The sequence below is a fragment of the Acinetobacter sp. P37 genome (assembly GCF_057480965.1).
On record NZ_JBLIYY010000003.1, the window covers coordinates 196,307 to 209,163 of the forward strand.

Genomic DNA, 12,857 nt, shown 5'->3' on the forward strand with positions numbered 1-12,857 from the left:
CCTAAGTTATTGGAACCACCCAGAATGACCCGAAAAACCGCCCTTGCCGCATTACTACTTGCACCTAGTTTTTCATTCGCGGCAACTGTCCTTTCTGCACCACCTGAATTAAATAATAAATCTTATGTGCTGATGGACTATGAGACAGGGCAAATCCTTGCTTCTAAAAATGAAAACGAAAAATTAGCTCCTGCTTCAATGACAAAAATGATGACCAGTTACATCATTGAACAAAAGTTATTAAGCGGTGAACTAACTGAAAATGAAAAAGTACGTATGAATGAGTCGGCTTGGTGTCGCGGCAGCAGCACTGAGTCATGTATGTACGTTCCGCTCAACGGTACTGCAACTGCATTAGAAATGTTACGTGGCATTATCATTCAGTCGGGTAACGACGCTTCTAAAGCTATGGCAGAACATATTGCTGGCAATGAAGGCACCTTTGCCCACATGATGAACCAAGAAGCGAAACGTATTGGCATGGTGAATACTCAATTCATCAATGCGACAGGTATGCCAGCTGAAGGTCATTTCTCGACTGCCAAAGATATGGCGACTCTAGCGCAACATATTATTCATGACAGTTCAAAATACTATCCGATCTACTCTGAAAAAGAATTTACGTTCAATGGCATTAAGCAAGGCAACCGTAATGCCCTGCTTTATACTGACCCAAGTGTAGATGGTTTAAAAACTGGTCATACTGAAGAAGCGGGCTACTGCTTAACGACTTCAGCTAAACGTGGTCCTTTACGTTTAATTTCAGTGATCTTTGGTGCGCCAAGCATGAACGAACGTGCATCTCAAACACGTGAAATTTTAGCTTGGGGTTATGCAAACTTTGAAACTGTAAAAGTTCAACCTGCTAAACAAGTGCTTGCAAAAGCAAAAGTTTGGTACGGTAAAGACAATGAAGTTCAAGTAGGTCTAGCTGAAAACTTTAACGTGACGATGCCTAAAGGCGAAGCGAACGCCATTAAAACTCAATTGGTTGTTCAACCAAAATTAACTGCTCCTTTAAAACAAGGTCAAGTGGTCGGTAAATACGTTGCAACGCTTAATGGCAAAGTCATTGCTGAAAAACCACTTGTAGCTCTACAAAATGTTGAAGAAGCTGGTTTCTTTGCAAAAATGATTGATCACATCAAACAATTCTTTAGCAACTTATTCTAAGTTTGATGAAAACTCGATATTAAGACTAAAGTGAAAGCATCTAGATTTCGGTCTAGGTGCTTTTTTATTTTATACTGCCTAAAAACCTGTAGATGACTTTCCTATGAGCCAAAACATTCGCCCTTATTTAGACACTGTTCCACGTATTGCTGACTCTTGCTATATCGATGAAATGTCAGTCGTGATTGGCGATGTTGTATTGGCTGAAAATGTCTCTGTTTGGCCATTTGCTGTGATTCGTGGTGATGTAAACCATATTCGTATTGGTAAAAACTCTAATGTGCAAGATCATTCAATGTTGCATGTGAGTCATAAAAAAGCCGATAAACCTGAGGGTTCTCCACTGATTATTGGTGAAGATGTGACAATTGGTCATCATGTGAAATTACACGGTTGTACCATTGGTAATCGTGTTTTGGTCGGTATAGGTACGATTATTTTAGATGATGTAATTGTTGAAGATGATGTGATGATTGGTGCTGGTTCACTTGTTCCACCAAATAAGGTTTTGGAAAGTGGTTATTTATATGTGGGCAGTCCAGTCAAAAAAGCCCGCCCACTAACCGATAAAGAAAAAGCATTTTTACCGTATTCAGCGCAGAATTATGTGAAAGTGTCGAATAATTATCTTGATCAAAATAAATAATATACGCATTCGTTTTTAATTTTAACAGTTCCAGCTTATGTCTCAATGCTTCATTGACAGACAAATTCAAATACAGAGTAACTCTTTAATGTTGATTAAACCTTATACTTTATTAATTACTAGAATATTTTTTGCAGGCGTAATTTTAACCTCTAACACTGCTTTTGCGAATTCAACGCAGTGTAAAGATGATTATGAAAAAATCATTGCCAAAGAAATTAAAGATATCGGCACAGCCTTAAATAAGGGTAATTATGCATTAATCACCGAAAAAACAGATTCATCTATTATCAATTATGCAGGTGGTAAAGATAAATATAATGCCATATTAGAACTTGCTGCAAACTCCTTTAAACAAAATAAAATATATGTCTCTCAAGTTGACACTCATCCTCCAAAACAAAGTTATATCATTGGTAGAAATGAGTTTTGTGCCATACCCAAACAAGTCACGATTTCTATGAATGGCCGAAAAATGACAGGTGATCTTTCCTTCATGCTTGCAGTACGTCCAATTGAAAGTAAGGAGTGGAAATACATTGATGGTGCGGGTCTGCAAAAGAATCCTGATATGATTTACACACTATTCCCAGATTTTCCTCGAGATAGTAAAATTCCCTTCATTGAATAAAAATTAAATATTTAACATTACTGCTTTTTAAAGCAAGTATTTTAAAAAGCTGTAATGTTAAATCTATAACAATTCGGTCAGTACTGGACAAAAATATAATTTAACTAAATAATTAAACAATACACTTTTATTTAACAATTTTTCTTACTATAAACAAAAGAAAATAAAACTGTATCATTCATATCATATGTAATTGACTCTACAGAATAATCCCAACCAAATGTTTCCAATAAAGATTTGCAAATAACATTCTTTACAGAATCTGATTTTGCATACTCTTCTAACAAATATATTTTATCTTTTGGAAATGTATAATTATCCATCTGATATATTAATTTAATAGTTGCACCATCTCTGTATATATCTTTCCAAACTGTATATGCATTATTTTTCTTTGGCAGCGTTTGTTTAACGTCGAGAATTGCATCATCTACAAGCAATAAATTTTCATCAGCACCGCTTTTTGCCGTACAACTAACCATTAACATAACAAATATAAATAAACTTAGTATTTTCATCTAATTCTCAAAATAATTTTCAGTGTGAAGATATGTACAATGGATTTATCTTACTAGATTCCTCCACGTTCTTCTTACTTCAATATTGAAACGCATCTCAAGGAAATTAAGAAAAAAATCAATCATAGCCACCGCTCCCTAAATTTTGTAGAATAGCGTTTTTACCCCATGGTGCTTTTCTATGACCGCTTGGACTGCTCACGTCACTGTTGCGACAGTCGTTGAAAAAGACGGAAAATTCCTATTTGTTGAAGAACATACAGAAGGTGTGACCCATACTGTATTTAATCAACCTGCAGGTCATGTTGAAGCTGGCGAAACCATTATTGAAGCAGCCATTCGAGAAACCATGGAAGAAACAGGTCACGATGTAGAAATCACGAACCTCCTAGGCATGTATACTTATACTCCTCCGATGTTCCCTGATCGTACTTATTTCCGTTTCTGTTTCTTAGCTAAGGACATTCAGTACCATTCCGATGCACAGTTAGACACAGGTATTGTCGGTGCAGTATGGATGACGCTTGATGAACTCATTGAGTCTGCCCGTGCGCGCAGTCCATTAGTCATCAAAGCTGTACAAGATGCTCTTTCAGGTCAAAAATTTCCTTTATCGCTCATTTACGAGCACCAAAATTCTCCCTTAATTTCAAATTTGGATGCTTAATCCTATGCAACAACGTGTCATCGTCGGTATGTCTGGTGGTGTAGATTCTTCTGTATCTGCAGCACTTTTACTTCAACAAGGTTATCAAGTTGAAGGTCTTTTCATGAAAAACTGGGAAGAAGATGACGGCACGGAATACTGTACGGCAATGGAAGATCTTGCCGATGCTCAAGCCGTTTGTGACAAAATTGGTATCAAACTTCATACCGCAAACTTTGCGATGGAATATTGGGACCGTGTCTTTGAGCATTTCTTAGAAGAATATGCCGCAGGTCGTACACCAAACCCAGATATTCTCTGCAACAAAGAAATTAAATTCCGTGCATTTCTAGACCATGCTGTCAACTTAGGTGCTGACTTTATTGCGACAGGCCACTATTGCCGCCGTGGTGAAACGCTAAAAAATTCACGTGGTGAAGAGTATGCTCCTCTACTACGTGGTCTAGACAACAACAAAGACCAAACCTATTTCCTACATGCAGTGCATGGTCGTGAAATTAACAAGACTTTATTCCCTGTGGGTGAAATTGAAAAACCTCAAGTGCGTAAAATCGCTGAAGAACTTGGTTTAGCCACTGCGAAGAAAAAAGACTCTACTGGCATCTGCTTTATTGGTGAACGTCGATTTAATGACTTCTTAAAGCAATATTTACCTGCTCAACCCGGAAAAATCGTCTTAGAAACAGGTAAAGAGGTTGGTGAACATCACGGCTTAATGTACTATACGCTCGGCCAACGTGGTGGCATCGGTCTTGGTGGTCTAAAAGGTGCTGAAGAAGGCGCTTGGTTTGTACTGCATAAAGATATCGAAGGTAACCGCCTAGTCGTTGGTCAAGGTCATGAACATCCACTCATGCAAAGCACCATTTTATGGTCTGAAGCGATTGATTGGGTGGCTGGTGAACAAGAGATTCCTGAATCAGGTTTCCGCTGCACAGCGAAAACTCGTTATCGTCAGCCTGACCAAGACTGTACATTATTTAAAGACTCTACAGCGCCAAATGGTGTGCGTGTCGAATTCGATGAGCCACAACGTGCTGTTACACCGGGTCAAAGTGTGGTGTTCTACACCGGTGAAGTTTGTTTAGGTGGCGGTGTGATTCATCATACCAATGCGCCTAAACCGGATTTTATTGTATAAGGATTGTTTCGGATGACAGAGTTACCGTTTCAACAGCCTCAGACTCTGAATACTCGCCAAAATCGTGCATTGGCGTTAGCTGCTGTATTTCAAGCAACACAGTTGACCCACATGACTGCATTGACTGGGCAACAGAGTATCGGGGAAAGCGGTAACTTTTATTTTGAACATCTCATTAAAGCCAGTTTAAATATCCGTCCCAAGTCGAATCAGTCTAGTCAGACGCTCGATTTTTTTAGTAGTTTGGCGGATATTTCACTGGGTTTAAAGACCTTAGAAAGTAGCATTACTCAACCCTTCAATACATCTCCCAAATCTAGACTGCCTAAACTTGCTAATACCAAGCTACCCATGACGTATGCGATGGCGTTATTACAGTTAGAAAAGAAAGTCTACAGCAATCCCAAATTTGTCGAAACCATTGAACAATCCCAACAAAAAATCCTAAGACAGCTTTCCTTTTTCGATAATAATTATTTACATCCAAGTATCATTGCCAATTTAGCGCAAACCTATATTGAAACTGCTGGCCAAATTAATCCACGTATTATGGTTCGTGGTAATGCCGAAGCATTTAAAGACACCTCTCATACCAATCGCATTCGCGCCACCTTATTTACCGGCTTACAAATGGCACATTTATGGCGTCAGCTCGGTGGTAGCTCATGGGGTATGATTTTAAGTAAGCGTAAGCTGCTCCAAGATATTCAAGATCTTGCCCGTTTACAGTATCAGGTGGTTTAACTGATGCAGTACGGGCTTTTTGTTTTACGTTTAATTCCAAAATTTAAGGAATCGCTATGAACGCTTTAACCGCACTTTCTCCATTAGATGGACGTTACGCAAGCAAATGTGATGCTCTACGTCCCTTCCTCTCTGAGTTTGGTTTAATCCATGCTCGTGTGACTGTTGAAGTGCGTTGGTTACAAGCGCTTGCAAACCGTCCTGAAATCACTGAAGTTCCAGCATTCAGTGCTGAAACGAATGCTGCACTTGACGCAATCGTTGCAAATTTCTCTGAAGACAATGCAAACCGCATTAAAGAAATTGAACGTACAACAAACCATGACGTAAAAGCAGTTGAGTACTTCTTAAAAGAGCAAATCGCACATATCGATGAGCTTAAAAATGCAGGCGAATTTATTCACTTTGCATGTACATCAGAAGACATCAACAACTTGTCTCACGCTTTAATGCTTAAAAATGGCCGTGAAGTTTTAGTTGCAGCAATGCAGCAAATCATCGATTCAATCGTTGCTTTGGCTGAACAACACGCTGAACAACCAATGTTGTCTCGTACACACGGTCAAACTGCAAGCCCAACAACTTTGGGTAAAGAAATGGCGAACGTGGCTTACCGCCTTGCACGTCAAATCAAACAATTCAAACAAGTTGAATTACTTGGTAAAATCAATGGTGCAGTAGGTAACTACAACGCGCACTACTCTGCTTACCCTGAAATTAACTGGCCTGCTCATTCACAAGCATTTGTTGAATCTTTAGGCTTAAAATTTAACCCGTACACCACTCAAATCGAACCACATGACTACATGGCGGAACTTTTTGATGCGCTACGTCGTTTCAACACCATTTTGATCGACTTTAACCGTGACGTTTGGGGCTACATCTCACTTGGTTTCTTCAAACAACGTTTGAAAGAAGGTGAAGTTGGTTCTTCAACGATGCCGCATAAAGTAAACCCAATTGACTTCGAAAACTCTGAAGGTAACTTGGGTATTGCGAATGCGGTATTGGCTCACCTTGGTGAAAAACTTCCTGTATCTCGCTGGCAGCGTGACTTAACTGACTCTACTGTTCTTCGTAACATGGGCGTTGGTTTCGCACAAAGCTTGATCGCATTTGAAGCTTGCTCTAAAGGTATTGGCAAACTTGAATTGAATGCTCAACGTATTCTTGAAGACCTTGACCATGCTCAAGAAGTTCTTGCTGAACCAATTCAAACTGTTATGCGTCGTTATGCAGTTGAAAAACCATACGAAAAACTTAAAGCCCTCACTCGTGGTCAAGCAATGACTCGCGATATGATGGTTGATTTCGTAAATGGTAATGAGCTTGAAGCTGTTCCTGCTGCTGACCGTGCGCGTCTTGCAGAAATGACACCTGCAACATATACAGGTAATGCATCAACTCAAGCAGCAAACATTAAAGATCTTATTTCTAAAATCTAATTTTAGATAGATCAAAAAAACGAGGCTTCATGCCTCGTTTTTTATTTATAATACTTCTTCTCTCTTTGAGATAAGGAGCATGCTCCGCAAGGAGATAGAAAATTTAGACGTAATTTTATTCTGCAGGGCAATATTTTGCCCAATCATCTTTCATCCGTTGTAATTCACAGCCTGTTAAAACATCTGAATAATAAACATAATATGTGGCATCGGGATATTGAATCTCATGGCGAAACATCATGCCGCGCAAAGACACAGAGAGCTCTTCTGGAAAATCATCTGTTAAATTAAGTTCTTCAAACTCATAGTTAAAATAACAATTTTGAGTCGCAATAAATGCCTCAACAACGGCCATAGTTACTTCCAAATACATAAACTTCGATATACATCTGAGTTTAATACAATCTTTTTGAAAATACTTATCCCTAGTAGCGAACTGATGACATTTGAAAAAATAATGCACAAATTCTAGCGCCGTCTAACTAACACTTTTCATCGCATTATGGCTATACTTGCCGCGAATTATAACCACTGCACACCGATAAAAATTTTGAGCTTTGCCTTTTCATGATTGATTTCAAATTAAAACTTAAGCACATCTTAGCTTTTGCGTTATTAACGCTTGCCATTGTGATCGCCAGTATCCAACCTTTAGAAATGGAAGCGTATATCCTCCATCAAATCGGCACAGCGTTTATGCTGATCGTTTTGCTCGTTTTCCTCTATAAAATAGGGCTAACTTTCACAACAGTTTGTCTGTATCTTGGCTTTTTACTGATTCATGTCATTGGTGCCCATTATTTATATTCTTATGTGCCTTATTCTGAATGGACACAAGCTCTCCTCGGTTTCAACCTTGACCAAAGCATGGGATGGACTCGGAATATGTATGATCGGCTTGTACATCTTGCCTATGGTTTGCTGCTCTACCCGTTCTTTTATCGCATATTTCAAATCTGGCTACCGCAGTTAAAAGCCGGAACACTCTTTTTATTGGTCGTACAATTCGTCATGGCGACCAGTTTATTTTATGAATGGATCGAATGGCTGATTGCCATTGGCTTATCACCAGAGGACGCTGAAAATTACAATGGGCAACAAGGTGATATTTGGGATGCGCATAAAGATATGCTGCTTGCAACATTTGGTGCGATGATCACTGGCGGCCTTTTATATTTCAATCTGAAAAAATCTTAAATAAAAAAGCACTCATCCGAGTGCTTTTTTATCGCTATATTCATGAATGGATGTATTAATAATTAATAGAGTGGTAGCACATTTAAGGATTGATCTAACGGATCTAATGTGCCCCATGCTGTTTGGAACGCTGCATTCGAAACTGCTGTCCCACCCGATACAGGATTGATAGACGGATATAAATAAGATGAATCATCTGATATTTCATCAAGAGCATTGTTTGGCTCTTGATTGCTCAATAAGCCGTTCAAATCGATTTGATCATCAGAAATAAAAGAGCTTGTTTCATTTAAGCCAAAGCTCGAAACACTGTGCTGCGCAAGTACATCAAACACAGTATTATCATCTGTTAACAGTGATGCCTGATCATGTAATTCAACCGAAGCCTGTTCTTCTGACATCAAGAATAAACTCGCTTTGGCAACTGTCATCGCTTCAACGGTAAAATCAAATGCAGAGCTTTTGGCACTGGTATTTCCAGCCGCATCCGTTTGGGTAAAACTATAGCTATACTTACCTGCCGCTAAGTCAGATTCTGGTGTATACAACCATTTTCCACTGGTATCTGCTTTGACCGTTGCCACTGCGACGCCATTTTTATAAATGGTGATCGTGGCATTTACCTCACCTTTGCCTTCAAAACTTGGGGTTGAATCTTGAGTGCTCTCCCCCTGTTTAATGGTGAGCTTTGTTGTCTCGCGATCATCATACACAGTCGTCAATGTCGGCGCGGATGGCGCAATGGTGTCCTTTGTACCAATCACTTGCGTGCTCTTTGAGCTATTGCCAGCGGCATCTGTCGCAGTCACTTGGACAACATTATTATCTGTTACTGCGCTGCTTAATTTCACCGTATAGCGACCATCGTCACCTACAGTTGCGGTACCAAGCGTATTTCCTGCACTGTTTTTAATGGTAATTTTGGCACCAATTTCAGCGCTTCCCGACACCTCTGTACCATCAGTATTGATTATTGCTGTTGGTGCAACGGGTGCCGTATTATCCGTTCCAGCAGTGACATTTAAAGGTAACGATTGATTCCCTGCTGCATCAACCACAATAATAGTTGTCTTATTACTATCCGACAGTGCTGGGGACAATGTCAGTTTAAATTGACCATTGGCATCTACCGTAGTGGTAGCAATGACTTGTAAATTTGCATCTAATATTTGAATGGTGCTATTGGCTTCGGCAGTACCAACCAGTTCAGTTCCGGCTTTATTCACTTCAATCTTAGGTTGATCAGGTCGAAGCGTATCTTTGCCCATCTCAACTGACTGCACTTCAGATTTGTTGCCGGCTTTATCTTCTACAATGACTTTAGCCGTCTCACCTGCTTGTAAAGTATTACTTAATGCAATGGAGAAATTGCCATCACTTGCCGCAGTCACAGGCCCACCTAAAAGCGTTGTGCCATCTGCAGCATAAACATAAACTTTTGCACCCGCTTCGGCAAAACCAGAGACAAACTTACCGCTTTCATCCACTTGTGCATTTGCCGCGTCCGGCGAAATTGTATCTTTATTACCCGTCAATATCGTCGATTGTGAACTATTTCCCGCCTTGTCTTTAGCGTACAAAATTACGCGATTGCCGTCTGTAATCGCGTCATCTAAAGTAATTTTATAGTTGCCATCGGCATCTACTTTAGATTGACCAATCGTATTGCCTTTCGCATCTACGATATAAACCGTTGCACCCACTTCCGCCTTACCGGACACGACTTTTCCGTCACTATCAAAACTTCCAGTTGGCGTACTTGGCGCTGTTTTGTCATTGCTAGAGGATTTATCATCTTCTTTGTCAAATGCCAGCAGATATACCGCTTCTGCACCTAAGATCGCCAATCCCGCCTTAAGTAGCGATGGTGAACCATCATCCTCACTTGCAACTTCTGTAGCTTGAGCTGGTGTTGCCGCCTGATTTAATTGAGTCGATGCAGCTAAAGGTTGCATAAATTCATTCACAGAACGATAGCTAATTGTTTTGCCATCGACATCCATTTCAACCAATTCAAATTGCTCTGGCCCACTATGCACGAGCAAAGAATTATCAGAGCCAAAGTCATCTGTATAAAAATCATCAATCACAATTTTTTGACCATTTTTCAGGGTAATCACACATTGATTACCTACCCTATGGATCGACTGAATATCGGCTGGCTTGAGTTCTAACTGAATAACGGACGGTTGAGATATTTGTATTTTTGTGGCCTGAGTTTCTTTTAAAATCGTTTGATCTTTCTTTGATATCACGACAATTTTTGTCATTTCGCCCTCAGTGTTATTATGTAATAAACATCTAATAAATAATTAGTTAAGTACCTTATCAAATTGGTGCTGAACAGACAAACCATTCTGGATGTAAATTCATCAGAATTATATTTATTTAATTTTTCACCTTAAATTCTACGCCAATAACAGCGGTTTCTATGGTTCTATCCATTTTAATATTTTAGATTCAGCCAAGTTTGGATAATCAAAATTATCAAAGTATTTATAAATGATTGCTGTTTATTAGCCGCGCTTGCTGCAATTTTCAAAGTAGCGTCATTTAGAATAAAAAAAGCTCACCGAAGTGAGCTTTAAAGACATCATAACAAAAACGATTTTAGAGTTTAGGATCACGCAACTGCACGAGACTCGAATTGGCTTTGCTCAATGACTCCATCACTTTAGACATGACTGCAGGAACCAAGGAATCCGCAATTTGTGCTGCTTGTAAGCCCAACTTCTCACCAAGTGTTGGCTTTTTGCGGGTTTCAATCATATATACATCATGTTGTGGCATGAGACTTAATAGATATTCATCTGACGTTTGCAGTTTATCGACTAGATTAAGATCAATGGCATCTTGCCCATACCAATGCTCACCTGTTGCAACTTTATCGACATTGAGCTGAGGACGGTATTTTTCAACAAAGTGTTTAAACAAGTTATGCGTTTGCTGCAACTCTTCTTCAAATTTGGCTTTACCTTCAGCCGTATTTTCACCAAACATAGTGACGGTACGTTTGAACTGACCTGCTGTATACAGTTCAAAATCGATATGTTTTTCTTTCAATAAACGGTTAAAGTTTGGCACTTGTGCAACCACGCCAATCGATCCCACAACTGCAAATGGAGCTGAAACTATTTCATTTGCAATGCAGGCCATCATATAGCCACCACTTGCAGCAACTTTGTCCACACAAATGGTTAAGTTAAATCCAGCATCACGTAAACGTACCAATTGTGCTGCAGCCAGACCATAGCCATGCACCATCCCGCCTGGGCTCTCTAAACGTAAAACCACGCGGTCGCGCCCAGCTTTTGCTGTCGCTAAGATTAGGGTAATTTCTTCACGTAGACTTGTTACCGCAGATGCAGCGGTATCACCATTAAAATCGATTACATAAATTTTTTGGTTATTCTTTTTACGTGCACGCGCTTCTTTTGATAATTGTTGGCTTAGTTGCAGCAGCTCAAGTTTAGATGCAGTGGTTTGCGCAATTTTTTTTCGTTGTTCATTAATACGTGCATTTAAGTGACTTACACGAATTTCCGCAGGTAACTTGGGATTATGAAATAGCATAAAATTGAAACTCATTTAATTCATATTTATGTTGTATAACATGTGGGTTGCATCACAAAAATTCAATCTATTTTTTGAAAATAATTCTCATTGAGCCAAATTGAGTATTTTATTTCTATCAGGACTTTTTGACCTAATTATTGACTTCATAAAAAAAGAGCCTTTAGGCTCTTTTTTAGACAGACTAGATTAGCCAAAACGCCCGGTAATATACGCTTCAGTCAATTGATGATCCGGTTGAGTAAAGACTTTTTCAGTGGAATTCACTTCAATCAAATCACCCAAATGGAAATATGCGGTACGGTCAGATACACGCGCTGCTTGTTGCATCGAATGCGTCACAATCGCAATAGTATATTGCGCGGATAGCTCGGTGATGAGTTCTTCCACTTTTGCTGTTGCAATCGGATCGAGTGCTGAACAAGGCTCATCCATCAAAATCACTTCAGGACTGACTGCAATAGTTCGCGCAATACATAAACGTTGCTGCTGACCACCTGAAAGTCCCGTACCCGGTTGGTTTAAACGATCTTTCACTTCATCCCAAAGACCTGCTTTACGTAGGCTATTTTCAACAATTTCTTCCATATCGTATTTGTCACGTGCCAATCCATGCAGTTTAGGACCATAAGCGACATTGTCAAAAATTGACTTTGGAAATGGGTTCGGCTTTTGGAAAACCATACCCACTTGGGCACGCAGTAACACTACATCTAGATTTGGATCATAGATGTCTTGATTATCCATGAGCACTTGTCCTGTCACACGACAAGAATCAATCGTGTCATTCATACGGTTGAGCGTACGCAGGAAAGTTGACTTACCACAACCAGACGGTCCAATAAAGGCGATCACTTCATTTTCATAAATGTTCAGATCAATGCCTTTGATCGCTTCAGATTCGCCATAGTACACATGCACATCATTGGTACTGATTTTCACATTGCTCGATTTCGCATCTTTTTTCGCGCTAGATTGCGTATCGAACTGTGACACAAACGCAGTATTGGTTTGTTTTTGGCTGCCCTGAGCAGAGGTAAATTGTGTTTGTTCTGGATTCACGGACTTATCCTGATATAAGGAATTCTTTTCAGTTGTAACGACGCTATTCATATAATGCCC

The 12,857-nt window shown here is 39.6% G+C and carries 13 protein-coding genes; 8 read left to right on the plus strand and 5 right to left on the minus strand.

From position 1 onward, the window contains the following. The first annotated feature begins 24 nt into the window (after window positions 1-24). The 3 genes from dacC (at window position 25) to AC25JC_RS04335 (ending at window position 2,450) form a co-directional block, all read left to right on the plus strand. Window positions 25-1,173, plus strand: coding sequence for a D-alanyl-D-alanine carboxypeptidase PBP5/6 (gene dacC / locus AC25JC_RS04325; protein WP_078191838.1), 1,149 nt, complete (start codon window positions 25-27; stop codon window positions 1,171-1,173). 103 nt (window positions 1,174-1,276) lie between these two features. Continuing rightward, on the plus strand, window positions 1,277-1,819 hold the full coding sequence (locus AC25JC_RS04330; protein ID WP_486923522.1) for a gamma carbonic anhydrase family protein: 543 nt from the start codon (window positions 1,277-1,279) through the stop codon (window positions 1,817-1,819). A gap of 88 nt (window positions 1,820-1,907) precedes the next feature. Next, the gene (locus AC25JC_RS04335) at window positions 1,908-2,450 is read left to right on the plus strand and encodes a hypothetical protein (protein WP_180065471.1); all 543 of its coding nucleotides are present in this window, start codon (window positions 1,908-1,910) and stop codon (window positions 2,448-2,450) included. A gap of 131 nt (window positions 2,451-2,581) precedes the next feature. Here the strand turns inward: AC25JC_RS04335 and AC25JC_RS04340 are convergent, their stop codons facing one another. Beyond that, the gene (locus AC25JC_RS04340) at window positions 2,582-2,968 is read right to left on the minus strand and encodes a hypothetical protein (RefSeq protein WP_078191841.1); all 387 of its coding nucleotides are present in this window, start codon (window positions 2,966-2,968) and stop codon (window positions 2,582-2,584) included. A gap of 181 nt (window positions 2,969-3,149) precedes the next feature. Here AC25JC_RS04340 and AC25JC_RS04345 point away from each other — a divergent pair, with 181 nt between their 5' ends. Genes AC25JC_RS04345 through purB form a run of 4 tightly spaced genes read left to right on the plus strand, consistent with a single transcriptional unit; the run spans window position 3,150 to window position 6,965 of the window. Next, complete coding sequence (locus tag AC25JC_RS04345; protein ID WP_180010414.1) at window positions 3,150-3,635, plus strand: NUDIX hydrolase; 486 nt, start codon at window positions 3,150-3,152, stop codon at window positions 3,633-3,635. A gap of 4 nt (window positions 3,636-3,639) precedes the next feature. Then, the gene (gene mnmA / locus AC25JC_RS04350) at window positions 3,640-4,776 is read left to right on the plus strand and encodes a tRNA 2-thiouridine(34) synthase MnmA (RefSeq protein ID WP_486923523.1); all 1,137 of its coding nucleotides are present in this window, start codon (window positions 3,640-3,642) and stop codon (window positions 4,774-4,776) included. Window positions 4,777-4,788: 12 nt separating this feature from the next. Then, window positions 4,789-5,520: a high frequency lysogenization protein HflD gene (hflD, locus tag AC25JC_RS04355; RefSeq protein WP_486923524.1), complete on the plus strand. Its 732-nt coding sequence runs from the start codon at window positions 4,789-4,791 to the stop codon at window positions 5,518-5,520. Between the two features lie 56 nt (window positions 5,521-5,576). Further along, window positions 5,577-6,965: an adenylosuccinate lyase gene (gene purB, locus AC25JC_RS04360; RefSeq protein ID WP_180115066.1), complete on the plus strand. Its 1,389-nt coding sequence runs from the start codon at window positions 5,577-5,579 to the stop codon at window positions 6,963-6,965. Window positions 6,966-7,080: 115 nt separating this feature from the next. Here purB and AC25JC_RS04365 read toward each other — a convergent pair whose 3' ends face one another. Further along, window positions 7,081-7,320 (minus strand): hypothetical protein, encoded by a 240-nt coding sequence (locus AC25JC_RS04365; RefSeq protein ID WP_180023455.1) that lies wholly within the window; start codon window positions 7,318-7,320, stop codon window positions 7,081-7,083. Window positions 7,321-7,532: 212 nt separating this feature from the next. On the opposite strand from AC25JC_RS04365, the gene AC25JC_RS04370 reads away from it, so the two are divergent. After that, window positions 7,533-8,162 carry a DUF2238 domain-containing protein gene (locus AC25JC_RS04370; protein ID WP_180115065.1) on the plus strand — a complete coding sequence of 210 codons (630 nt, stop codon included), beginning with the start codon at window positions 7,533-7,535 and terminating at the stop codon, window positions 8,160-8,162. A gap of 62 nt (window positions 8,163-8,224) precedes the next feature. On the opposite strand, the gene AC25JC_RS04375 is transcribed toward AC25JC_RS04370, so the two are convergent. The 3 genes from AC25JC_RS04375 to pstB form a co-directional block, all read right to left on the minus strand. Continuing rightward, window positions 8,225-10,432 carry an Ig-like domain-containing protein gene (locus AC25JC_RS04375; RefSeq protein ID WP_486923525.1) on the minus strand — a complete coding sequence of 736 codons (2,208 nt, stop codon included), beginning with the start codon at window positions 10,430-10,432 and terminating at the stop codon, window positions 8,225-8,227. Window positions 10,433-10,772: 340 nt separating this feature from the next. Continuing rightward, on the minus strand, window positions 10,773-11,735 hold the full coding sequence (gene sohB / locus AC25JC_RS04380; protein WP_078190186.1) for a protease SohB: 963 nt from the start codon (window positions 11,733-11,735) through the stop codon (window positions 10,773-10,775). Between the two features lie 189 nt (window positions 11,736-11,924). Continuing rightward, window positions 11,925-12,848, minus strand: coding sequence for a phosphate ABC transporter ATP-binding protein PstB (gene pstB / locus AC25JC_RS04385; RefSeq protein ID WP_218945842.1), 924 nt, complete (start codon window positions 12,846-12,848; stop codon window positions 11,925-11,927). Window positions 12,849-12,857 lie beyond the last annotated feature (9 nt).

What these genes read in the sequence shown, in the direction of transcription:
- mnmA (WP_486923523.1), top strand. Translation starts at nt 3,640, where the DNA reads ATGCAACAACGTGTCATCGTCGGTATGTCTGGTGGTGTAGATTCTTCT.
- AC25JC_RS04365 (WP_180023455.1), bottom strand. Translation starts at nt 7,320, where the DNA reads ATGGCCGTTGTTGAGGCATTTATTGCGACTCAAAATTGTTATTTTAAC.
- dacC (WP_078191838.1), top strand. Translation starts at nt 25, where the DNA reads ATGACCCGAAAAACCGCCCTTGCCGCATTACTACTTGCACCTAGTTTT.
- AC25JC_RS04340 (WP_078191841.1), bottom strand. Translation starts at nt 2,968, where the DNA reads ATGAAAATACTAAGTTTATTTATATTTGTTATGTTAATGGTTAGTTGT.
- sohB (WP_078190186.1), bottom strand. Translation starts at nt 11,735, where the DNA reads ATGCTATTTCATAATCCCAAGTTACCTGCGGAAATTCGTGTAAGTCAC.
- hflD (WP_486923524.1), top strand. Translation starts at nt 4,789, where the DNA reads ATGACAGAGTTACCGTTTCAACAGCCTCAGACTCTGAATACTCGCCAA.
- AC25JC_RS04335 (WP_180065471.1), top strand. Translation starts at nt 1,908, where the DNA reads ATGTTGATTAAACCTTATACTTTATTAATTACTAGAATATTTTTTGCA.
- AC25JC_RS04375 (WP_486923525.1), bottom strand. Translation starts at nt 10,432, where the DNA reads ATGACAAAAATTGTCGTGATATCAAAGAAAGATCAAACGATTTTAAAA.
- AC25JC_RS04330 (WP_486923522.1), top strand. Translation starts at nt 1,277, where the DNA reads ATGAGCCAAAACATTCGCCCTTATTTAGACACTGTTCCACGTATTGCT.
- AC25JC_RS04345 (WP_180010414.1), top strand. Translation starts at nt 3,150, where the DNA reads ATGACCGCTTGGACTGCTCACGTCACTGTTGCGACAGTCGTTGAAAAA.
- pstB (WP_218945842.1), bottom strand. Translation starts at nt 12,848, where the DNA reads ATGAATAGCGTCGTTACAACTGAAAAGAATTCCTTATATCAGGATAAG.
- purB (WP_180115066.1), top strand. Translation starts at nt 5,577, where the DNA reads ATGAACGCTTTAACCGCACTTTCTCCATTAGATGGACGTTACGCAAGC.
- AC25JC_RS04370 (WP_180115065.1), top strand. Translation starts at nt 7,533, where the DNA reads ATGATTGATTTCAAATTAAAACTTAAGCACATCTTAGCTTTTGCGTTA.